This is a genomic window from Rhizobium sp. YJ-22, assembly GCF_029601685.1.
GTDB lineage: Bacteria > Pseudomonadota > Alphaproteobacteria > Rhizobiales > Rhizobiaceae > Metarhizobium.
This window is the reverse complement of the sequence record NZ_JARRIR010000006.1, coordinates 41,057-61,809: the sequence shown is the minus strand read 5'-3', so window position 1 is coordinate 61,809 and position 20,753 is coordinate 41,057. Positions and strand designations below refer to the sequence as shown.

The window sequence follows — 20,753 nt, the reverse complement described above, 5'->3', positions numbered from 1 at the left end:
CATGGCCCGAACGGCAGGCGACGATCTCGAAACCGCGTCCCTCCAGATTCCTGGCGCAACGCGCGGTCGCTGCCGGATCGATATCGTAGAGGCGCAGGCGGTCGACGCCGAGGATCGCCTTGAAGGCCAGCGCCTGGAATTCGCTCTGCGCGCCGTTGCCGATGATCGTCATCGTCTTATGGCGCGAGGGGACGAGATGCTTGGCGGCGACAGCGGAGGTCGCGGCGGTGCGCAGCGCCGTCAGGATGGTCATTTCCGACAGCAGCAGCGGATAGCCGGTATCGACATCGGAGAGAACGCCGAAGGCGGTGACCGTCTGGCGGCCGCTCCTGGTGTTCTTCGGATGGCCGTTGACGTATTTGAAGCCGTAGAGCGCGCCATCGCTGGTCGGCATCAATTCGATGACGCCATCGGGCGAATGGGCGGCAACGCGCGGCGTCTTGTCGAAATGCTCCCAGCGGGCGAAATCTTCCTCGATATAGGCGGCAAGTTCCTTGAGGAAGGTCTCGACGCCGATGTCGAGCACCAGGTTCATCATGTTTTCGACGCTGATGAAGGGAACGATATTCAGTGTATTGGTCGATGCGAGCATCAGAAACTCCTCGTGGGGCGGTCGAGAACCTTGCGGCCCATCAAGCTGGCGGTCAGGTCGACAAGCAGGCTGGCGGTGCGGCCGCGCTCGTCGAGGAAGGGGTTGAGTTCCACCAGGTCGAGGCTGGTGACGAGGCCGCTGTCATGCAGCATTTCCATGATCAGGTGAGCCTCGCGGAAGGTGGCGCCGCCCGGAACCGTGGTGCCGACGGCGGGCGCGATGGCCGGATCGAGGAAGTCGACGTCGAGGCTGACATGCAGCATCCCGTCCACGGCCTTCACACGTTCCAGGAAGGCCTTGAGCGGGGCGACGACGCCATGCTCGTCGATATAACGCATGTCATGCACGGTGATGTCGAGTTCGGCAAGGAAGCCGCGCTCGGCGGCATCGACGCTGCGGATGCCGATCATGCAGACATTGGCCGGATCGACGGCGGCGGCGAGCGGCGGGAAATGCTTGTCGAAGCCGGGACGGCCGGTGAAATAGGCGACCGGCGTGCCGTGCAGATTGCCGCTGTCTGTGGTGTCGAGCGAATGCAGGTCGGTATGGGCATCGAGCCAGAGCACGAAGAGCGGACGGCCCTTTTCTGCGGCGCGCTTCGCAAGGCCGGAGACGGAGCCTGCGGAAATGATATGATCGCCGCCGAGGAAGATCGGAAAGCCGTTGGCGCTGCTGGCATAAGCCGTCTCGGCAATGGCCTGCGTCCAGGCGACGACTTCCGGCAATTGCCTGATGGCGGGGTTCGGGTGGGACATTGTCGAGATTTCGGGGCGGACGACGTTGCCGAGATCCTCCACTTCATGGCCGAGGTCTCGCAGCGTGGCGACGAGGCCGGCGACGCGCAGTGAACTCGGACCCATTTCGCAACCGAGCCGAGACGAACCGTCCTGAACCGGAGTGCCGATCAATTTGCAGTGCATGTGTGTCTCCTTTGGGTCATCTGAGCATGAAGGTCCGGCGAAATGAACGGATCAATTTGCCAATTCAGGCGAAAAGGCTTATCAAAATGGCAAAACGATTGATCGATTTGCCATCATGGACGAGCTGGACGAAAAACTCGTGACCCTGCTGCGCCACAATGGCCGGCGCAGCATTTCCGATCTCGCCGTCGACCTGAAGGTGTCGCGGGCGACGATCCGCGCCCGCATGGAAAAGCTGGAACGCGAGGGCGGCATTCTCGGCTATACCGTCATCCTGCGCGCCGACGCCGTGGAATTGCCGGTGCGTGGTATCATGATGATCGAAATCGAGGGGCGCGTCACCGACCGGGTGATCCAGACGCTCGGCGGTTTCCCGGAAGTGTCCGCCATCCACACCACCAACGGACGCTGGGATCTGATCATCGAACTCGGCGCCCAGACGCTGACCGATCTCGATCAGGTGCTGCGGCGCATCCGGCTGGTGCCGGGCATCACGTCGAGCGAAACCAACCTGCTGCTGGCGACGCCGCGCAGCACACGGGCGCGGCTATGAAACCAAGAGGACTCCGATGATCGTTCGCCAGTCGCCGACGCTCCTGCAGCTCGTCTATGTGCTGCGCGGCTCGGTCGTGCCGAAAATCCTGCCACAGCTGGCCGTGACGGCTCTGGTCGGTTTTATCGTCGTCATCCTGCATCGCTGGGAGCCGGCCTATGTGCCCTCGGTCACCGGCCTGCCGTTCGCGTTGATCGGCATCGCCTTGTCGATCTTCCTCGGTTTCCGCAACAATGCCTGCTACGATCGCTGGTGGGAGGCGCGCAAGCAATGGGGAGAGTTGATCGCCGTCAGCCGGGCGCTCGGGCGGCAAAGCCTGGTGCTGGAACAAGGGCCGGGCGACGCAGGGGGCCGGGGGGAGCGCCGCGCCCTGCTCGGCGAGATCGGCATGTTCACCCATCTCCTGGCCGCGCATCTGCGGCCGCAAAACCCTTCCAAGCCCTGCCGGCCGGATTTCGATCCGGCGCGTCTCGTTGCGGAAGGTCCGGTCGCCAACCGGCCGGATGCGGCCTTGCGGGCGCAGGCCGCGCGGCTGGCGCGGCTGCGGGGCGAAGGAAAGATCGGCGATATAATCTACCAGACGCTGGAGCGCTCGCTCGACCAGCTCGGCGGCGTGCAGGCGGCCTGCGAACGCATCCGCTCAACGCCGCTGCCCTATGCCTATACGCTGCTGCTGCATCGCACGGCCTATCTGTTCTGCTTCCTGTTTCCGCTCGGTTTCGTCGATACGCTCGGCTGGATGACGCCCTTCTGCTCGGCGCTGGTGGCTTACGCCTTCTTCGGGCTGGATGCGCTGGGGGTCGAGCTGGAAAATCCCTTCGACAACACCGACCATGCCCTGCCGTTAATCGCCATGGCGCGGGTGATCGAGATCGGCCTTCTCGAGGCCATGGGCGAGACGGACCTCCCGCCGCCGATCGAACCTGTCGAGCACATCCTGATGTAGCGCCGGCCTTCCCGCTGCGAAAGGCTGGGGAACCGTAAATTTCGCTTGTCTTCGAATTATTATGTATATACTTATTAAAACGGAGGCGCGGAACCGAAGTCGATGGCGCGCACGAGAACCACTGACGACACCGGGAGAGAGCGTGCTGTGGAGAGCGCGTCCGGCTTCCGACAACGCTTGAAGAGGATAGCTGCCATGACCATCATTCTGCATCCGGGCAAGGTTCCGCTTGCCGATCTCGCCCGCGTCTATTGGGACGGCGAAACCGTGCGTCTCGACCGTGGCTGCGATGCCGCCATCGAAAAGGCCGCGGCGCGGATTGCGGCCATCGCCGCCGGCAACGCGCCGGTCTATGGCATCAATACCGGCTTCGGCAAGCTCGCCTCGATCCGTATCGACGCCGCCGATGTCGCGACGCTGCAGCGCAATCTCATCCTGTCGCATTGCTGTGGCGTCGGCGCGGCGCTGCCGGTCGAGATTGTTCGCCTCATCATGGCGCTGAAGCTGATTTCACTGGGCCGCGGCGCCTCGGGCGTGCGTTTGGAACTGGTGCGGCTGATCGAGGGCATGCTGGAAACCGGCGTCACCCCGCTCATCCCGGAAAAGGGGTCGGTCGGCGCGTCCGGCGACCTGGCGCCGCTGGCGCACATGACCGCCGTGATGATGGGTGAAGGCGAAGCCTTCTATGCAGGCGAACGCCTTGCCGGCGCCGAAGCGTTGTCGCGCGCGGGCCTGACGCCGATCCGCCTGGCCGCAAAGGAAGGCCTGGCGCTGATCAATGGCACGCAGGCCTCGACCGCGCTGGCGCTGGCCGGCCTGTTCCGCGCCCATCGCGCCGCGCAGTCGGCGCTGGTCACCGGCGCGCTGTCGACCGATGCCGCCATGGGCTCCTCGGCGCCCTTCCACCCCGATATTCATACGCTACGCGGCCACAAGGGCCAGATCGACGCCGGCGCGGCGCTGCGCCGCCTGCTCGACGGTTCTGAAATCCGCAACAGCCATATCCAGGGCGACGAGCGCGTGCAGGATCCCTATTGCATCCGCTGCCAGCCGCAGGTCGACGGCGCCTGCCTCGATCTCCTCGCCGCGGTCGCGCGCACGCTGGAAATCGAAGCCAATGCCGTCACCGACAACCCGCTGGTGCTGTCCGATGACGACGTCGTTTCCGGCGGCAACTTCCATGCCGAGCCGGTCGCTTTCGCCGCCGACCAGACGGCGCTCGCCATCTGTGAAATCGGCGCCATCGCCCAGCGCCGCATCGCCCTGCTGGTCGATCCCGCTTTGTCGCATGGCCTGCCGGCCTTCCTGTCGAAGAAGCCGGGCCTGAACTCCGGCCTGATGATCGCCGAAGTCACCTCGGCGGCGCTGATGTCGGAAAACAAGCAGATGTCGCATCCGGCCTCGGTCGATTCCACGCCGACCTCCGCCAACCAGGAAGACCATGTTTCCATGGCCTGCCACGGCGCCCGACGCCTGCTCGCCATGACCGATAACCTGTTCGCCATCCTCGGCATCGAAGCCCTGGCGGCCGCCCAGGGCGTCGAACTGCGCGGCCCGCTCAAGACCAGCCCCGAACTGCAGAAGGCGCTTGCCGCCATCCGCGCCCGCGTGGCCAGCCTCGACGACGACCGCTTCATGGCAAACGACCTCAAGGCCGCCGCCGACCTCGTCGCCACCGGAGCCCTTGCCGCTTCCGTCGATCCATCGATCCTGCCGGTTCTGGAAGCGAAGTAAAATCCGGTCGCGCGGCGTCTTCTTTGGCGTGACGCAATCCCGAACGCAAAACCGTTTCGCACTTTTGCCGGAATTGCTTACTTCCCTACGACGCCGCGCACGCCCCCGCCGATCAGGAGGGCGCTGTCCATCAGCGCCAGCACCGGATTGAGGCCGCCCGAGACCGCGAGGTACCGCGGCTCCCATTCCGGGTGAAACTTCGCCTTAAAGGCACGTAAACCCTTGAAATTGTAGAAGCGTTCGCCATGCTCGAACAGCGCGCCGCCGACCCGGTCCCAGACCGGCGAGACGGAACGTTTCGACATGCCCGACAGCGGCGCCATGCCGAGGTTGAATGTCTGGAAGCCCTTGTCGCGCAGATGCTCGATGATGCGCACGAACAGGAAGTCCATCGATCCCTTCGGCGCATCCGGCGAGAAGCGCATCAGGTCGATGGAGCCTTCCTGCAGCGTATCCGTGACCAGCAGGTTGGCGAAGGCGACGATCCGGCCCTCAACCCGCAGCACTGCCACCGGCTGCGACAGCACGTAATCGCGATCGAAGGCGCCGAGCGAAAAACCCTTTTCGCGGGTATTGTGATGGCCGAGCCAGGCATCGGAAACCGCCTTCAACTCGTCATAAATCTGCGGCACGTCAGCCGTCTCGATGATCTCGAAGTCCAGCCCGTCGCGCACCGCCTTGCTGGCGGTCTGGCGCAGGTTCGCCCATTTGCCGCCCTTCATCTCGAAATTCTTCAGATGCACAATGGCGAGTTCGCCGAGCTTGAAGGCGCGCAAGCCGGCATCGGCGCAATGCGACAAGAGCGCCGGCGAGACCTGGTAGAAGACGGCGCGGCAGCCGGCAGCGCGGGCCGATTCCACGAAACGCCAGACAAGATCAGTGTAGGATTTCGGATTGCCGACCGGATCGAACAGGCAGATCCACGAGCGGCCCTGCACGCCGAACATGATGAAGGCATCGCCCTTTTCCGAGAAGAGCAACGACTTGTCGCCCATGCGCACCAGATTGGCGTCGGCGACATCCTGCTTCTCGACGATTTCGGCCGCACGCCGCAATTCGTCCGGCGTTGCCGGGTGCACCCATTGCCGCGCCGGGCGCAGCAGGCCGAAGATCGCTACTGCCGACGACATGATGACGATGCCGAGAACGGCGCGCAGGCTGCGCGGCACTTCTTCAGTGAATTCGAACTGCCACCAGAGATCGTGGCTGTATTCGACATCGCGATAGACAAAGAGCAGCACGCAGACGGCACCGATGATGACGATGCCCATCGCCATCAGCCAGGGTGGCGTCAGAGCCTGCTGGAACAGCGAAGCCGGGCGACGGAACAGTCGCCGAGTCAGGAACAGGCTGACGGCGAGGAACAGCAGCAGCGCCGCCTCGAACAGGGCGATAGCCTTCAGCAACGAGAAGGCGAGCGCGACCAGCGAGGCGCCGACCACCACCCACCAGGCGCCATCCAGCCGCTGTCCGATGCCGCGGGCCGCAATCACCAGCGTCAGGCCGAGCAGGCTGGACAGGAAATGCGCGCTTTCGACGATCGGTAGCGGCAGATAGCGGGCGAGGAAGGCGAGATTGTCGTCCGGCGTCGGCGTCACGCTCGAAAAGATCAGCATCACGCCGCAGATCACCGATAGCGTCGCCAGAAGCAGCGGCGACACGCGCCCGCCGAGGCGACGAATGCTGGAGGCGGCCGGATGATGCGTCAACTGCCGCACTTCCGTGGTCAGGACGATGGCGATGGCGATGATCAGCGGCAGGACATGATAGATGACGCGGTAGAGCACCAGCGAGCCGAGCACCGCCTCGACATCGGCGGAACTGCCAAGCGAGGCGATGATCACGGTTTCGAAGACGCCGAGGCCCGCCGGCACGTGGCTGAGCACGCCGAAGCCGACAGCGATGGCATAGATGGCGAGGAAAGCCGGCCAGCTCAGATGCGTATCCGGCAGCAGTACGTAGAGAACGGTGGCCGAAGCGGCGATATCGGCAAGCGTGATGACGAACTGGCGCAGGCAGGTGCCGGCATCCGGCAGCGTCAGCGTCGCGCCGCCGATCCGCAGCTCGCGCCCGTCGCGGCTGTAAAACACCAGTCCGGCGAGTGCTACGAGGATGATCAGCGACAGCGCCCGCAAAAGCCACGGCGCCATGCCGAGCAGCGGCGCGACATCCTCGGCGACCAGCAGGCCGGCGAGCGACGAGACGGCGGAAAGCCCGAGGCCGAAAGCCAGAGTCACGAAGGCGACGATGCGGGTGATATCGTCCGGTGGCACGTCCAGCCGCGAATAGGCGCGGTAGCGGATCGCGCCGCCGCTCAGCGCCCCGAAGCCGGCTGTATTGCCGACCGCATAGGCGCTGAATGCCGTCAGCGCCACATGGGCGAAGGGCACCTTGCGCCCGAGATACCGGAAGGCATTGAGGTCGTAGCAGATCAGGCAGAGGAAGCTCAGCGCCGTAAACACCAGCGCCAGCGCGATATCCGACCAGGGCGTTGCCTGCAGCGCGGCGATGACGTCATCGTATTTCACCTCGGAGGTCAGGTGATAGATGGCGGTGCCGACCAGCGCGAAGACGATGACGATGCCTGCCGCCACGAAAAGCGTCCGGTAACGGCGCAGGAAGGGAAAACGCGGCTCGGCCGTTCGCGGTATGGACACGATCATGTCCGGTTCGTTGTCGTCAATGGTTGACATCTGTCTGCTTTCGACTCGTTGACCCCTTGCTGCGGGGCCGATGGCGGCGGCCTGAACTCACTTTAGGGCGATATCGCGTCAGAATATGCATGGGTCAAACAAAAATCGCGCGCGGCGCAAAAGAAGCGGTCGATAACGGCTTTTCACAATCGCGTTGTCCCATCTTGAAGCTTTGCTTCCTCTTCCTATCTGCATCTGCGCAAGCGTCTCCGAGGCTGGAAACCGGTTTCGGAACAACGGCATGCATAGTGGGAGAAAAGTTAAGTCGCGCCTGTCGCCAAGCGGCCGGTGCGCCTCGACGCTTCGATATCATCGATCGTGGAAATCATGCGTACCAATCAGTTTCTGCATACGTCTTTCGGCCCGCGCGACCTCGCCATCCTGCGGGAGGCCCTGGAAATATGGTGCGAGGAAAAGGGCGTCGAATTGAACAGCGTCGTCGCGGAACTCGCGGCCACGGCGCTGGTCAACATGTTCCGCGAGGGACACCATACCGTTCCCGCGCTGATCGACCAGCTCAACCGCCACAAGTCGCTGTCGTCCGAATTCGTGCTGTAGAAAGTCACCCCCATGGAAAGAGGCAGAACGGCCGGGTCGATACCCGGCCGTTGCGTTATGTATTCAAGCGTTCCGCTTTTCCCGGAAATGCTTCAGGACTTGAGGGCCCTTTCGAAAACACGGGCGAGACGTTCCGAGAAGGCGCGCGGATCGGCCGGCTTGTCGCCATCGAGAACCCGGGCCTGGTCGAGCAGCAATTGCACGGCATCCGCACGGAACTCATCGCCAGCCGGTGCTGCGGCAATCGCCGCGATCAGCGCATGGTCAGGATTGACCTCCAGTATCGGTTTTGCCGCCTGCTCCATGCGCCCCGCGCCCTGCAGGATCTTTTCGAGCTGCCGGTCCGGCCCCTGCTCGGTGGCGACAAGGCAGACCGGGCTTTCGGTCAGCCGGTCGGAGGCGCGCACGTCTGCGACGGCGTCGCCGAGCGTCGACTTCGCAAAGGCGATGAAGCCGTCGACATCCGCAGTTGCCTTGGGCTTGTCCTCCTTGGCATCGAGCGGCTGGATGTCGGCGAGGTCGGCATTGCCCTGGGTGATCGAGCGGAAGGGCTTGCCCTCGAAATCCGGCGCCGTCGTCACCCAGAAGCTGTCGACCGGATCGGTCAGCAGCAGCACTTCGATGCCGCGGGCGCGAAACCCTTCGAGCTGCGGCGAGGCCTTGAGCTGGGCGAGCGAGCTGCCGGCGAGATAATAGATCGCCTTCTGCCCGTCCTTCATGTCCTTGACGTAGTCGGCCAGCGAGCGCACCGGCTCCTCGTTTGCCGTGGTGCGGAAGCGGGAGAGCGCGATAAGCTGCTGCCGGCGCTCGAAATCCTCGTAAATGCCTTCCTTGATGACGCTCCCGAAGGTTTCCCAGAGCTTGGCAAAGCTTTCCGGCTCGTTCTCCGCCAGCTTCTCGATGCTGGTCAGCACCCGGTTTGTGACGCCCTTGCGGATGGCAGCGAGCAGCGGGCTTTCCTGGATCATCTCGCGCGAGACGTTGAGCGGCAGGTCGGCGGTATCGACGAGGCCGCGCACGAAACGCAGGTAGCGCGGCAGAAGTTCGGCATCGTCGGTGATGAACACGCGCTTGACGTAAAGCTTCATCCGGCCCTTGCGATCGGTATCGAACAGGTCGAAGGGCGGCGTCGAGGGAATGAAGGCGAGCGCGGTATACTCATGCCGGCCCTCGGCGCGGAAATGTACCGTCAGCGCCGGCTCATCGTATTGGCCGGCAACGCTGCGATAGAAATCGGTGTATTCCTCCTTGGAAATCTCCGATTTCGAGCGCGTCCACAGCGCGGTGCCATCCGTCAGGCGGACCGCTTCGGCGCCAGGCTTTTCATGGAGATCGATCGGCACCGGCACATGGCCTGACTGCTGCTTGACGATGTGCTCGACGTTCCAGCGCGAGGTATACTTTTGAGCGTCTTCCAGCAAGTGCAGGGTGATGCGCGTGCCGCGTTTCGGAGCGTCGGCTGCGGAAGCCTCGGCGATGTTGTAGCTGCCCTTGCCGTCCGACGACCAGATCCAGGCCTCGGCCGAACCGGCGCGGCGGGAGACCACATCCACCTTGTCGGCGACCATGAAGGCCGAATAGAAGCCGACGCCGAACTGGCCGATGAGCTGGGCGCCGTCCTTGCCCTTGGCGGCCTCGACCATCTCCATGAAGGCGCGGGTGCCGGAGCGGGCGATGGTGCCGAGCGATTCGATCATCTCGCCGCGGCTCATGCCGATGCCGTTATCCTCGACGACGATGCGGCGGGCTTCCTCGTCCAGCGTCAAGGAAATATGCGGCTGAGCGTCGTGGCCGAGCATTTCGGGATGGGTGATCGCCTCGTAGCGCAGCTTTTCGCAGGCATCGGCGGCATTCGAGATCAGTTCGCGCAGGAAGACGTCCTTGTCGGAATAGACCGAATGCACCATCAGATGCAGCAGACGGGCGACATCGGCCTCGAAGACGTGGTTTTCGACGGTTTTTTCCGCAGTTTCGCTCATCGGGTGGCAAGCTCCTTTCATTGCAGGCGATTTCTGGCCTCACTTGGCAAGCCTCACGCTGGAATTCAAGGCTGGCACTGACTTGAAACAACATGCAAGGGCGTGACAAATGGAGGATATTCACGATTCGGTTCCATCCTCCGTTTGAGATTTGCGATCTCGGCGGACCAGCTCGAGGTGGCAGGATGACAGGCGCGACCTTCTTTCCGGCGACGGCCAACGGCCATCCCGATCCTTCGCCGGCGCATCTCGGCAAGCTTGCCGCCAGCGACCGTTTTCGCGTCGAATTGACCAAGGCCACCGGCCGGTAATCCCTCATTTGGAGTTTTCGCGTGAGCGTCACCATTTACGGCATCAAGAACTGCGACACGATGAAGAAGGCGCGCACCTGGCTCGATGGGAACGGCATTCCTTACGAATTCCACGATTACAAGACGCAGGGCATCGACGAAGCGCATCTGAAACGCTGGTGCGCCGAGGCCGGCTGGGACAAGGTGCTGAACCGCGCCGGCACGACCTTTCGGGCGCTGCCGGAGGCCGACAAGGCCGATCTTTCCGAGGACAAGGCGATTGCGCTCATGCTGGCGCAGCCCTCGATGATCAAGCGCCCGGTGCTGGAAAGCGGTCCCGGCCTGCAGGTCGGCTTCAAGCCGGAGCTTTACGCGGCCTTTTTCGGCCTCTGATCATTGCCGCGCGGTGCGGTCACCCGCTTCGCCCGCCGCATCAGGGTCGCGTGAAAATACGTCGAGCGTCATGCCGTCGAGTATCTCGGCCATGGCGTCGCGCACCAGCGTCATCGAGCGGCGCACTTCGCAGGCCTCGGGATCGTTGCAATCGTCGCACGCCTCGAAAGCCGTGCGGCTGGCGCAACGGATCGGCGCGAGCGGTCCGTCGAGGACGCGGATCGCATGGCCGATACGGATTTCGCTCGCCGGCTTGGACAGCCCATAACCGCCGCCCGGCCCCTTCTTGGAGCGGACGATGCCGGCATTGCGCAGTTCCAGCAGGATGGTATCGAGGAATTTCTTCGGGATATTGTTGCGCGCGGCGATCTCGCTGCTCAGGGCCGAGCCGCCTGGCGGCAGATGCGCGAGGTCATTCAGGGCCTTCAGCCCATATTTTCCCTTTTTCGTCAGCATGCCTGCTCTTTCGCGGGGCGTGACGCACGGCGTCAGGCCCGGAATATTCGAGAAAGTCGACGGCCCTATACCAGAACCTTTTGGTCGACGCGATCTTCCTGTCCGAAGAATTTCAGATAGCGTTCGACCTCCTGCGGCTCGCCCGTGGCTTTTTGCGGGTTGTCGGAGAGTTTCACCGCCGGCCGGCCGTTGGCGTCCACCACCTTGCAGACGATTGAGATCGGCTTCAGCCCGTCGATGGTTTTTGGCGCGCAGCCGGCGAAATCGTTGGTGAGGTTGGTGCCCCAGCCGAAACTCATTCGTACCCGGCCCTCGAAATGGCGGTATGTATCGACAATGGCGTCGACATCGAGGCCGTCGGAGAAGATCAGCATCTTCTTCTTCGGATCGCGGCCCATCTTTTCCCACCAGGCGATGATCTTTTCGCCGCCTTCGATCGGGGGCGCGCTGTCCGGGCGGAAGCCGGTCCAGTCGGCCACCCATTCCGGGGCGTCGCGCAGGAAGGCGGCGGTGCCGAAGGCATCCGGCAGTACGATCAGCAGGTTGCCGCCGTAAAGCTTGTTCCAGTCGCGCAGCACCTTATAGGGCGCTTCGGCCAGTTCCGCGTCGGTTTCGGCGAGTGCTGCGGCGACCATCGGCAGTTCATGCGCATTGGTGCCGACCGCTTCGAGATCGGAATCCATGGCGAGCAGCACGTTGCTGGTGCCGGTGAAGCGCGGGCCGATGCCTTCCTTCAGCGCTTCCACGCACCAGCGCTGCCAGAGAAAACTGTGGCGGCGGCGGGTGCCGAAATCGGAGATGCGCAGGCCCGGCAGCAACCGCAGCCGCTCGACCTTCGACCACATCTTCGCCTTCGCGCGGGCATAAAGCACATCGAGGGTGAAATAGCCGAGATCGCGCATCGCCGCGCGCGAGCGCAACTCGTTGATGATCGCCAGCGCGGGAATTTCCCACATGGTCGTCTCGACCCATTTGCCGTGGAAATGCAGCGTATACTGGCCGTTCGCCTTGGAAAGCTCGTATTCTGGAAGCTGAAAATTCGACAGCCAGGCCAGGAATTCCGGCTCGAAAATCTGCGCCTTACCATAAAAGGTGTTACCCGCCAGCCAGATCATCTCCTTCTTGGAGAGGCGCAGCGTGCGGGCATGGTCGAGTTGGGCGCGCAACTCGCCTTCATCGATCTCGTCGGCAAGACGCACGGTTTTTGTGCGGTTGATCAGCGAGAAGGTGGCGGAGACATCCGGATAGAGCTTCCAGATCATCTGCAGCATCAACAGCTTGTAGAAGTCGGTGTCGATCAGGCTGCGGATGATCGGATCGAGCTTCCATGTGTGGTTGAAGACACGCCGGGCGATATCAGTCTTCGTCATGGGCTCCGCCCCAGTTCCTGTTCCAGTCACGCCGCAGGCCTGGGCTCGCGACGAATGATCTCATGGAGTTATCGGGAAAACGGCGGCGCTGTCCAGACAAATCGATTGAATGCGACATGGCTTTCGCGCATGCCGCGATCAATAGCCGCGCTGGCGATCGACAAGATCGGGCAGGCTTTCACCGCGCTCGAAGCCGGCGATCTGCGCTTCGACGTTGCGGAAGAGCGCGCGCTCGTCGGAAGAGGCCGCCGCATGCGGCGTGACGATGACGTTCTTCATCGACCAGAGCGGACTTTCGGCGTCAAGCGGCTCGCGCTCGAACACGTCGAGCGACGCGCCGCCGAGCACGCCGGCTTGCAGCGCCGAAACGATATCCGCCTCGACCTGGCTGCGGCCGCGTCCCGCATTGATGAAGACCGGCTTGCCGAGCGCGCCGCCCTGGCGCAGCTTCGAAAACAGGCCCGCATCGTAGAAACCCTCGGTTTCCGGGGTGAGCGGCAGCAGGCCGACGAGAATATCGGTGCGGCCGAGAAAAGCATCGAGGCCGGCCGCATCGTAGGTCTCAAGTCCCTCGATGCTTTTCGGGGTACGCGACCAACCGATGACATCGAAACCCATGACCTGCAGCTTGCGCACGGCGTCCAGCCCGAGCACGCCGAGGCCCATGACGCCGACGGTGACATCGCTTGCCTGCGGCTGGGAAAGCTCTTCCCAATGACGTGCCGCCTGCTGTTCGGCATAGGCGAAGCATTGGCGCAGATGCGTCAGGCATTGCAGCACCACCCATTCGCTCATGCGCGTCGTCAGCGTGTGGTCGACGAAGCGGACGATCGGGATATCCGGCAGAGCGGGAATGGAGAGAATGCTGTCGACGCCGGCGCCGCCGGAGAAGACCACCTTGAGATCGGGCGCGCGCGAAAACAGGTCCGCGTCCGGCTTCCAGACGACGGCATAGGCAATACCGGTGAGGTCGCGGCCCTTGGTTTCGGGATCGGCGAGGTTGATCACCTCGCGATCAACAAAGGTGCCGGAAAGCGATCTGCGGACGGTTTCGGCGTCGAATTTCAGGTCGATGATGACGGGGCTTTTGTCAGGCATGGGAACCGCATTCACTGTTTGACGCCGCCGACGGGGACGGCTTCGAGATTGAAGGCCGCGGCCATCAGGGCGCGGGTGTAATCTTCACGGGGCTTGGCGAAGATGCCTTCCGCCGGCCCCTGTTCCACCACCTTGCCGAAACGCATGACGATGACATGGTTCGACAGTGCTTTGACGACGCGCAGGTCGTGGCTGATGAACAGATAGGCAAGGTCGTGCTTGGCCTGCAGGTCGCGCAGCAGATCGACGACCTGTGCCTGCACGCTCATGTCCAGCGCCGAGGTCGGCTCGTCGAGCATGACGAAGCGCGGTTTCAGCACCATGGCGCGGGCAATGGCGATGCGCTGGCGCTGGCCGCCGGAGAATTCGTGCGGATAACGCCAGCGGGTCGTGGGATCGAGATTGACCTCCTCCAACGCCCAGCAGACGCGGCGGTCGCGCTCCTCGAAGGACAGCGAGGGTTCATGCACGAGCAGGCCCTCGGCAATGATATCGGCGACCGACATACGCGGCGAGAGCGAACCGAAGGGATCCTGGAAGACGATCTGCATCTGTCGGCGCAGCGGCCGCATCTCGCCGAAGGAATATCGCTCGATATCCTGGCCGACAAAGGCGATGCGGCCCTTTGATGAAATCAGCCGCGTCAGCGCCAGCCCCAGCGTCGTCTTGCCGGAGCCGGATTCGCCGACGACGCCGAGCGTCTGTCCCGCGCGCAATTGCAGGTCTATGCCGTCCACCGCCTTGACGTGATCGACCACCTTGCGCAGGAAACCGGCCTTGATCGGGAACCAGACGCGCACGTCCTTGCCTTCCATCACGATGGGCTTGCTGTCGTCGGCGGGCGGTGGCTCACCGGTCGGCTCGGCGCTCAAGAGGTGGCGGGTGTATTCGTGCTGCGGATTGGTAAAGACCTCCTCGACCGGCCCGGTTTCGACGATGCGCCCCCGGGTCATGACGCAGACGCGGTCGGCGAATTTGCGTACGATGCCGAGATCATGGGTGATGAACAGCATCGCCATTCCATGCTCGGATTTGAGGCCGCGCAACAATTCGAGGATCTGGGCCTGCACGGTGACATCGAGCGCCGTGGTCGGTTCGTCGGCGATCAGCAGTTCCGGGCGATTGGCGAGCGCCATGGCGATCATCACGCGCTGGCGCTGGCCGCCGGAAAGCTCGTGTGGGTAGGCCTTCAGCCGCTTTTCCGGTTCGCGGATGCCGACCTGTTGCAGGAGTTCGAGAATGCGGGTGCGGGCGGGCGGCCCCTCGATCTGCTGGTGCAACTTCAGGATCTCGCCGATCTGCTTTTCGATCGAATGGAGCGGATTGAGCGAGGTCATCGGCTCCTGAAAGATCATGGTGATGTCGTTGCCGCGCACCTTGCGCAGCGTCGCATCGTCACTTTTGAGCAGATCCTTGCCCTTGAACAGGATTTCACCGGAAGGGTAACTCGCCGCCGGATGCGGCAGCAGATCGAGGATGGAATTGGCCGAGACCGATTTGCCGGAACCCGACTCGCCGACCAGCGCCACGACTTCGCCGCGGGCGATGTCGAAGGAGACGTTTTCGACGGCAAGGCTCGTCTTGCCGCCCTGATGGAAGGCGACCGAGAGATTGCGGATGCTGAGCAGGGGGGCACTCATCGGAACGTCTTTCGCGGATCGAAGGCGTCACGCACGGCTTCGCCGACGAAGATCAGCAGCGACAGCATGATCGACATGGTGAAGAAGGCGGCGAGGCCGAGCCAGGGGGCCTGCAGGTTCTTCTTGCCCTGCGCGATCATCTCGCCGAGCGAGGCCGAGCCCGGCGGCATGCCGAAGCCCAGGAAATCCAGCGAGGTCAGCGTGGTGATCGAGCCGGAGAGGATGAAGGGCAGGAAGGTCAGCGTCGCGACCATGGCATTCGGCAGCAGGTGCCGATACATGATCGTCCAGTTGCCGACGCCGAGCGCCCGGGCGGCGCGCACATATTCGAAATTGCGCGCGCGCAGGAATTCGGCCCGCACCACGCCGACGAAACTCGTCCATGAAAACAGCAACATGACGCCGAGCAGCACGAAGAAGCCGGGCGGCAACACGGCGGCGATGATCAGCAGGATATAAAGCACCGGCATTGACGACCAGATCTCGATGAAGCGCTGCATCAGAAGATCGGTCCAGCCGCCGAAATAACCCTGGATGGCGCCGGCGGTCACCCCGACGATGGCGGACGCAATGGTCAAGGCGAGGCCGAAAAGCACGGAGATTCGAAATCCGTAGATCATCCGCGCCGTCACATCGCGGGCCTGGTCGTCGGTGCCGAGCCAGTTGAGGTTGCCGGTCACGCATTGCGGATCGTTCACGCCCTGCGGATAGCCGGAGCAGCGCTCTTGGCTGTCCATCAGCCAGAACGGCTTCGTCGGGGCCGAATGCGGAATGTTGGAATTGGCCGTATCATAGGAATAGCGGATCGGCGGCCAGACCATCCAGCCGTTGGCCTTGATCTCGTCCTGGATGAAATCCGAGCGGTAATCGGTTTCCGCGAGAAAGCCGCCGAACTTCTCCTCCGGATAATTGATGACGACGGGAAACAGGATCTCGCCCTTATAGGAGGCGATCAGCGGCCGGTCGTTGGCGATGAATTCGGCGAACAGGCTGAGCACGAACAGGATCATGAACAGCCAGAACGACCAGTAGCCGCGCCGGTTGGCCTTGAAATTCTCCCAGCGGCGCAGATTGGTGGGCGACAAAAGTCCCCTTCGAGGCGGCGCGACGGGCGCTTCACGCGCGACGGTGGCGGTGGAGGCGGCGGTCATCAGACGTCCCTCCGGTCGAAATCGATGCGTGGGTCGATCCATGTATAGATCAGGTCGGAGACAAGCCCGACGACAAGGCCGAGCAACGAGAAGATATAGAGCGTCGCAAACACGATCGGATAATCGCGGTTGACCACCGAGAGATAGCCGAGGCGTCCGAGACCATCGAGCGAGAAGATGTTTTCGATCAGCAGAGAGCCGGTGAAGAAGGCCGAGATGAAGGCGCCGGGAAAGCCGGCGATGACGATCAGCATGGCGTTGCGGAACACGTGGCCGTAAAGCACCTCGCGTTCGGTCAGGCCCTTGGCGCGCGCGGTCGTCACATATTGCTTCTTGATCTCGTCGATGAAGGAATTTTTCGTCAGCAGCGTCGTGGTGGCGAAGGCCGCCAGCGACAGCGAGATCAGTGGCAGGGTCAGGTGCCAGAAATAATCGAGGATCTTCTGCCACCAGTTGAGATCGGCGAAATTGTCCGAGACCAGGCCGCGCAACGGGAACCAGTCGAAGAACGAGCCGCCGGCGAACACGACGATCAGCAGGATGCCGAACAGGAAGCTCGGCACGGCATAACCGATGATGATGACGCCGGAGGTCCAGACGTCGAAGGGCGAGCCGTCCTCCACCGCCTTCTTGATGCCGAGCGGAATAGAAATGATGTAGGAAAACAAGAGGATCCAGACGCCGAGCGAAATCGACACCGGCAGCTTCTCGGCAATCAGGTCGATGACCGGCGTGTTGCGGAAGAAACTTTCGCCGAAATCGAAGCGAATATAGTTCCACATCATCTCGCCGAAACGGGTGAGCGGCGGCTTGTCGAAGCCGAACTGCTTTTCCAGCTTCGCGATCAGGTCGGGATCGAGCCCCTGCGCGCCGCGATAATTGCCTGTCGCGTCGCCGCCCTGCTGGCCAACGAGATCGCCGCCCCCCGAAAGACGGTCCGCAGCACTATCGCCCTGGCCGGTGAGATCGGCGATGACCCGCTCGACCGGCCCGCCGGGCGCGAACTGGATGACCGCGAAGGAGATCGCCATGATGCCGACGATGGTCGGGATCATCAACAGCAGGCGTCGCAGGATATAGGCACCCATCAGAGCGGGCTTCCCGAAGATGTCAACTCGTCATTCCTTCCGCGCGGACCCGGCGGGGCCGCGATTCGTTTCGGTTCATTTGGTAACCGGTCGCCCGGCGAACGCAAGGTGTTCACCGTTTCCGGCTTACTTCGCGGTCTCCGCAGACCACCAGGCGGCGGGGAAGTCGAGCCCGTATTCCGGGAAGCGCCCGTGGGCGATGCGGTTCCAGTAGGCGATGCGCTGGTTGCCGGAGTAGAACAGCGGCACGACGTAGTGATTGGCGAGCAGCACCCGGTCCATCGCCTTGATCGCCGCCACCTGCTCGTCGCGGTTGGGTGCGAAGATGATCATCTTGATCAGCGCGTCGACCGCGGGATCGGCGATGCCGGCATAATTGCGCGAACCCGGCCGGTCGGCGGCGGCCGATCCCCAGAATTCGGCCTGCTCATTGCCGGGGTTCAGCGTCTCGGCCCAGACCTGGTAGATCATGTCGTAATCGAAACTGCGGACGCGATTGGTATATTGCGAGGCGTCGACGGTGCGAAGCCGTGCTTCGATGCCGATCTTTTTGAGATTGTTGGCGAAGGGCAGCACGGTGCGCTCGAAGGACTGGCTGCCGAGAAGGATCTCGATGGAAAGCGGCTGCCCGGTCTTTTCGTTGACCATGCGGTTGCCCTTCAGCGCCCAGCCGGCCTCCTTCAGCAGGCCGATGGCCTTGCGCAGGTTGTCGCGGCTCTTCTGCGGATCGCCGCCGACCGGATTGGTATAGGGCGTGGTGAAGACCTCCGGCGGCACCTTGTCCTTCAGGCCATCGAGGATTTCCAGCTCGCGGCCCTGCGGCAGGCCGGAGGAGGCCAGCTCCGTGCCCCAGAAATAGCTGTCGATGCGCTTGAAGGCGTTGAAGGCGAGGGTGCGGTTCAAATCTTCGAAATCGAAGGCATAGTTGAGCGCCAGCCGCACGCGCGGATCCTTGAACTGGTCACGGCGCAGGTTGGGCACCAGCGCCTGCATGATGCCGGTGGCGCGCAGCGGATTTTCAACCTCCTCGCGCTTGACGCGGCCGTCCTTCACCGCCGGGAAATCATATCCCGTCGCCCAGCGGCTGGCGCTGTTTTCACGGCGGAAATCGACATTGCCGGCACGGAAGGCCTCCAGTTCGACGTCGAAATCGGCATAGAAATTATAGTTGATCACCTTGAAGTTGTTCCGGCCGACGTTGACGTTGAGGTCTTTGGCCCAATAGTCGTCGCGCAATTCGTAACGGATCGTTGAGCCCGGCGAGAAGGCGGCTATGCGGTATGGGCCGGAGCCCATGGCCGGCTCCAGCGTCGTCTTGGCGATGTCGCGCTGGTTGCCCTTGTCGTCCTTGCCTTCCCACCAATGCTTGGGAACGATCAGGAACTGGCCGAGGATGTTCGGCAACTCGCGATTGTTCTTCTCGTCGAAGCGGAAGGTCACCTCGCGCTCGCCGGTTTTTTCGGCGGAGACGACATGCGCGTAATAGACGGACATGCGCGGATCGAGTTCTTTCGCCTTCTCGAAGGAGAAGATCACGTCTTCCGGCGTCACCGTCTTGCCGTCCGCCCATTTCGCTTCCGCCCGCAGACGGAACGAGGCGTAGGAAAGGTCGTCCGGATAGGCGATCGCCTCGGCCAGCAGGCCATAAGACGTCAGCACCTCGTCCTCGGAGGAGGTCAGCAGCGTGTCGTAGACCAGCGACAGGCTGGACGGTTGCTCGCCCTTGGCCAGCACGGAATTGAAGCTGTCGAACGTGCCGGCTTCCGAAAGGTTCAGTGTGCCCCCCTTCGGGGCCTGCGTGTTGACATAGTCGTAATGGGCAAAGCCCTGCGGCAGTTTCGGCTCGCCGATGCTCGACAGCGCATGGCGCCAGACCAGCGCCTCCTCGGCGCGGGGGGCGACCGGCTGCAAAACCATGCCACAGACGAAAACTGCCGCCAGACCCATCTTCCACCGTGCCGACATGACTGCCCTTTCATTGTTGCGTTGCGCACAATGTAACGGCAAAAACGGCAAAAGACAGAACCTCTGTGGCAAGTTCGATACAATATCAATGCAATCGGCTTGCAGGCGCGCGGACACGGATTCACCAAATTCCGATTGCAGGCTATCTTCGGCGCAAATCAATGTGGCGGCGGGCAGACGGGACAGGACTTTGGCTTTCGCAGATTTCTTTCGCAATTTCGCATCCGTGGGCCTGGCGGCCCTGCTTCTCGCTTCGGCCCCGGCCGATTTCGTTCATGCCGAAGACGCCACGCCGGCCAAGGAACTGTTCGGCGCGGTAACGCTGCCGACGCGCGGCAAGCCGACGCCCTACGGTTTTTACGCCAAGGGCTGCCAGGGCGGCGCAGTCGCCATTCCCACCGATGGTCCGACATGGCAGGCGATGCGCCTGTCGCGCAACCGCCGCTGGGGCCAGCCGCAGTTGATCGCGCTCATCGAGCGCCTGTCGCGCGACGCTGCCAAATATGACGGCTGGCCGGGGCTGCTGCTCGGCGATATCGCCCAGCCGCGCGGCGGGCCGATGAGGACCGGCCACGCCTCGCACCAGATCGGCCTCGATGCCGATATCTGGCTGAACCCGATGCCGCCACGCCGCCTGAGCAGTGACGAGCGCGAAAACATCTCCGCCCGCTCGATGCTGAAGCCGAACGCCTTCCTGACGGTCGATCCGAATATCTGGACGCCGGCGCATGCGCGACTGATCATGCGCGCGGCGAGCTATCCGGAAGTCGAGCGCATTTTCGTCAACCCGGCGATCAAGAAGAAGCTGTGCGACACCTGGACCGGAGACCGCACCGCACTCGGCAAGGTGCGTCCCTATTACGGTCACGACTACCATTTCCATATCCGCATGCATTGCCCGGCAGGTGCGACGAATTGCAAGGCGCAGGCGCCGGTGCCGGCCGGCGACGGCTGCGACAAGTCGCTTGCCTGGTGGTTCACCAAGGAGCCCTGGGCCAAGCCGGACAAAAAACCGGACACCAAGCCGGTCAAGCCGCGCTACACCATGCTCTCGGATCTGCCCAAGGCCTGCGCGTTGATCCTCGAAGCGCCGTCCGTTCCTTCGGCGGCGGCGGCGACCATGGGCAAGAGCGTTGCGCCGGAACCCGCGGCCTCGGATGTCGATTCGGCCAGCGAGCCTCTGCCTTCGGATGTCGAACCTGCCTACGGCGAGACCGGCAATGTGCCGATCCCGTTGGTGAAGCCCGTTTCCCGCTAATCATAGGGTGGGCTGTCTTTCCAAAGGCAGTCAACATGTTATAGAAACCAAATCGATTGAAAGACGAGG

General features: G+C 63.0%; 18 protein-coding genes. 7 read left to right on the top strand and 11 right to left on the bottom strand.

Features of this window, described 5'->3' with window-relative positions; all coding sequences use genetic code 11:
* Positions 1-592 (bottom strand): ornithine cyclodeaminase (locus tag P7F60_RS15230; RefSeq protein WP_277918592.1); only part of this gene is annotated, 592 nt, incomplete at its 3' end.
* A complete protein-coding gene (gene rocF / locus P7F60_RS15225; protein WP_277918591.1) occupies positions 592-1,512 on the bottom strand; it encodes an arginase in 921 nt (306 codons plus the stop codon). The genes rocF and P7F60_RS15230, both read right to left, overlap by 1 nt.
* A gap of 115 nt (positions 1,513-1,627) precedes the next feature.
* Here rocF and P7F60_RS15220 point away from each other — a divergent pair, with 115 nt between their 5' ends.
* From P7F60_RS15220 to hutH, 3 genes are all read left to right on the top strand, one after another.
* On the top strand, positions 1,628-2,065 hold the full coding sequence (locus P7F60_RS15220; protein ID WP_277918590.1) for an Lrp/AsnC family transcriptional regulator: 438 nt from the start codon (positions 1,628-1,630) through the stop codon (positions 2,063-2,065).
* A gap of 16 nt (positions 2,066-2,081) precedes the next feature.
* Positions 2,082-3,011: a bestrophin family ion channel gene (locus P7F60_RS15215; RefSeq protein WP_277918589.1), complete on the top strand. Its 930-nt coding sequence runs from the start codon at positions 2,082-2,084 to the stop codon at positions 3,009-3,011.
* 195 nt (positions 3,012-3,206) lie between these two features.
* Positions 3,207-4,745 (top strand): histidine ammonia-lyase, encoded by a 1,539-nt coding sequence (gene hutH / locus P7F60_RS15210; protein ID WP_277918588.1) that lies wholly within the window; start codon positions 3,207-3,209, stop codon positions 4,743-4,745.
* 77 nt (positions 4,746-4,822) lie between these two features.
* Here hutH and mprF read toward each other — a convergent pair whose 3' ends face one another.
* A complete protein-coding gene (mprF, locus tag P7F60_RS15205) occupies positions 4,823-7,408 on the bottom strand; it encodes a bifunctional lysylphosphatidylglycerol flippase/synthetase MprF (RefSeq protein ID WP_277918851.1) in 2,586 nt (861 codons plus the stop codon).
* A gap of 357 nt (positions 7,409-7,765) precedes the next feature.
* On the opposite strand from mprF, the gene P7F60_RS15200 reads away from it, so the two are divergent.
* Positions 7,766-7,996 carry a hypothetical protein gene (locus P7F60_RS15200; protein WP_277918587.1) on the top strand — a complete coding sequence of 77 codons (231 nt, stop codon included), beginning with the start codon at positions 7,766-7,768 and terminating at the stop codon, positions 7,994-7,996.
* A 92-nt stretch (positions 7,997-8,088) separates the two neighbouring features.
* Here the strand turns inward: P7F60_RS15200 and htpG are convergent, their stop codons facing one another.
* Positions 8,089-9,975: a molecular chaperone HtpG gene (gene htpG, locus P7F60_RS15195; protein WP_277918586.1), complete on the bottom strand. Its 1,887-nt coding sequence runs from the start codon at positions 9,973-9,975 to the stop codon at positions 8,089-8,091.
* A 185-nt stretch (positions 9,976-10,160) separates the two neighbouring features.
* Here htpG and P7F60_RS15190 point away from each other — a divergent pair, with 185 nt between their 5' ends.
* Both P7F60_RS15190 and P7F60_RS15185 read left to right on the top strand, forming a co-directional pair.
* A complete protein-coding gene (locus tag P7F60_RS15190; protein WP_277918585.1) occupies positions 10,161-10,286 on the top strand; it encodes a hypothetical protein in 126 nt (41 codons plus the stop codon).
* A gap of 21 nt (positions 10,287-10,307) precedes the next feature.
* Positions 10,308-10,658 (top strand): ArsC family reductase, encoded by a 351-nt coding sequence (locus P7F60_RS15185; RefSeq protein ID WP_277918584.1) that lies wholly within the window; start codon positions 10,308-10,310, stop codon positions 10,656-10,658.
* Here the strand turns inward: P7F60_RS15185 and P7F60_RS15180 are convergent, their stop codons facing one another.
* From P7F60_RS15180 to P7F60_RS15150, 7 genes are all read right to left on the bottom strand, one after another.
* On the bottom strand, positions 10,659-11,114 hold the full coding sequence (locus P7F60_RS15180; RefSeq protein ID WP_277918583.1) for an Rrf2 family transcriptional regulator: 456 nt from the start codon (positions 11,112-11,114) through the stop codon (positions 10,659-10,661).
* A gap of 65 nt (positions 11,115-11,179) precedes the next feature.
* Positions 11,180-12,484 (bottom strand): nicotinate phosphoribosyltransferase, encoded by a 1,305-nt coding sequence (gene pncB, locus P7F60_RS15175; protein ID WP_277918582.1) that lies wholly within the window; start codon positions 12,482-12,484, stop codon positions 11,180-11,182.
* Between the two features lie 138 nt (positions 12,485-12,622).
* Entirely contained in the window at positions 12,623-13,582 is a 960-nt protein-coding gene (locus tag P7F60_RS15170) for a glyoxylate/hydroxypyruvate reductase A (protein ID WP_277918581.1), read from the bottom strand.
* A gap of 11 nt (positions 13,583-13,593) precedes the next feature.
* Complete coding sequence (locus tag P7F60_RS15165; RefSeq protein WP_277918580.1) at positions 13,594-15,222, bottom strand: ABC transporter ATP-binding protein; 1,629 nt, start codon at positions 15,220-15,222, stop codon at positions 13,594-13,596.
* Positions 15,219-16,373, bottom strand: a complete 1,155-nt coding sequence (locus tag P7F60_RS15160; protein WP_277918579.1) for an ABC transporter permease — start codon at positions 16,371-16,373, stop codon at positions 15,219-15,221. Before P7F60_RS15160 ends, P7F60_RS15165 begins: the two co-directional genes overlap by 4 nt.
* Positions 16,373-17,461, bottom strand: a complete 1,089-nt coding sequence (locus tag P7F60_RS15155; protein ID WP_277918578.1) for a microcin C ABC transporter permease YejB — start codon at positions 17,459-17,461, stop codon at positions 16,373-16,375. The genes P7F60_RS15160 and P7F60_RS15155 overlap by 1 nt, the downstream gene beginning before the upstream one ends.
* A gap of 126 nt (positions 17,462-17,587) precedes the next feature.
* A complete protein-coding gene (locus P7F60_RS15150; protein ID WP_277918577.1) occupies positions 17,588-19,426 on the bottom strand; it encodes an extracellular solute-binding protein in 1,839 nt (612 codons plus the stop codon).
* 241 nt (positions 19,427-19,667) lie between these two features.
* Between P7F60_RS15150 and mepA the strand changes: the two genes are divergently transcribed.
* Complete coding sequence (gene mepA / locus P7F60_RS15145) at positions 19,668-20,684, top strand: penicillin-insensitive murein endopeptidase (RefSeq protein ID WP_277918850.1); 1,017 nt, start codon at positions 19,668-19,670, stop codon at positions 20,682-20,684.
* The last annotated feature ends 69 nt before the right edge of the window (positions 20,685-20,753 follow it).

Bases quoted from the DNA above. Each gene is read 5' to 3' on its own strand.
- rocF (WP_277918591.1), bottom strand. From the start codon at position 1,512: ATGCACTGCAAATTGATCGGCACTCCGGTTCAGGACGGTTCGTCTCGG.
- P7F60_RS15220 (WP_277918590.1), top strand. From the start codon at position 1,628: ATGGACGAGCTGGACGAAAAACTCGTGACCCTGCTGCGCCACAATGGC.
- P7F60_RS15215 (WP_277918589.1), top strand. From the start codon at position 2,082: ATGATCGTTCGCCAGTCGCCGACGCTCCTGCAGCTCGTCTATGTGCTG.
- hutH (WP_277918588.1), top strand. From the start codon at position 3,207: ATGACCATCATTCTGCATCCGGGCAAGGTTCCGCTTGCCGATCTCGCC.
- mprF (WP_277918851.1), bottom strand. From the start codon at position 7,408: ATGATCGTGTCCATACCGCGAACGGCCGAGCCGCGTTTTCCCTTCCTG.
- P7F60_RS15200 (WP_277918587.1), top strand. From the start codon at position 7,766: ATGCGTACCAATCAGTTTCTGCATACGTCTTTCGGCCCGCGCGACCTC.
- htpG (WP_277918586.1), bottom strand. From the start codon at position 9,975: ATGAGCGAAACTGCGGAAAAAACCGTCGAAAACCACGTCTTCGAGGCC.
- P7F60_RS15190 (WP_277918585.1), top strand. From the start codon at position 10,161: ATGACAGGCGCGACCTTCTTTCCGGCGACGGCCAACGGCCATCCCGAT.
- P7F60_RS15180 (WP_277918583.1), bottom strand. From the start codon at position 11,114: ATGCTGACGAAAAAGGGAAAATATGGGCTGAAGGCCCTGAATGACCTC.
- pncB (WP_277918582.1), bottom strand. From the start codon at position 12,484: ATGACGAAGACTGATATCGCCCGGCGTGTCTTCAACCACACATGGAAG.
- P7F60_RS15170 (WP_277918581.1), bottom strand. From the start codon at position 13,582: ATGCCTGACAAAAGCCCCGTCATCATCGACCTGAAATTCGACGCCGAA.
- P7F60_RS15165 (WP_277918580.1), bottom strand. From the start codon at position 15,222: ATGAGTGCCCCCCTGCTCAGCATCCGCAATCTCTCGGTCGCCTTCCAT.
- P7F60_RS15160 (WP_277918579.1), bottom strand. From the start codon at position 16,373: ATGACCGCCGCCTCCACCGCCACCGTCGCGCGTGAAGCGCCCGTCGCG.
- P7F60_RS15155 (WP_277918578.1), bottom strand. From the start codon at position 17,461: ATGGGTGCCTATATCCTGCGACGCCTGCTGTTGATGATCCCGACCATC.
- P7F60_RS15150 (WP_277918577.1), bottom strand. From the start codon at position 19,426: ATGTCGGCACGGTGGAAGATGGGTCTGGCGGCAGTTTTCGTCTGTGGC.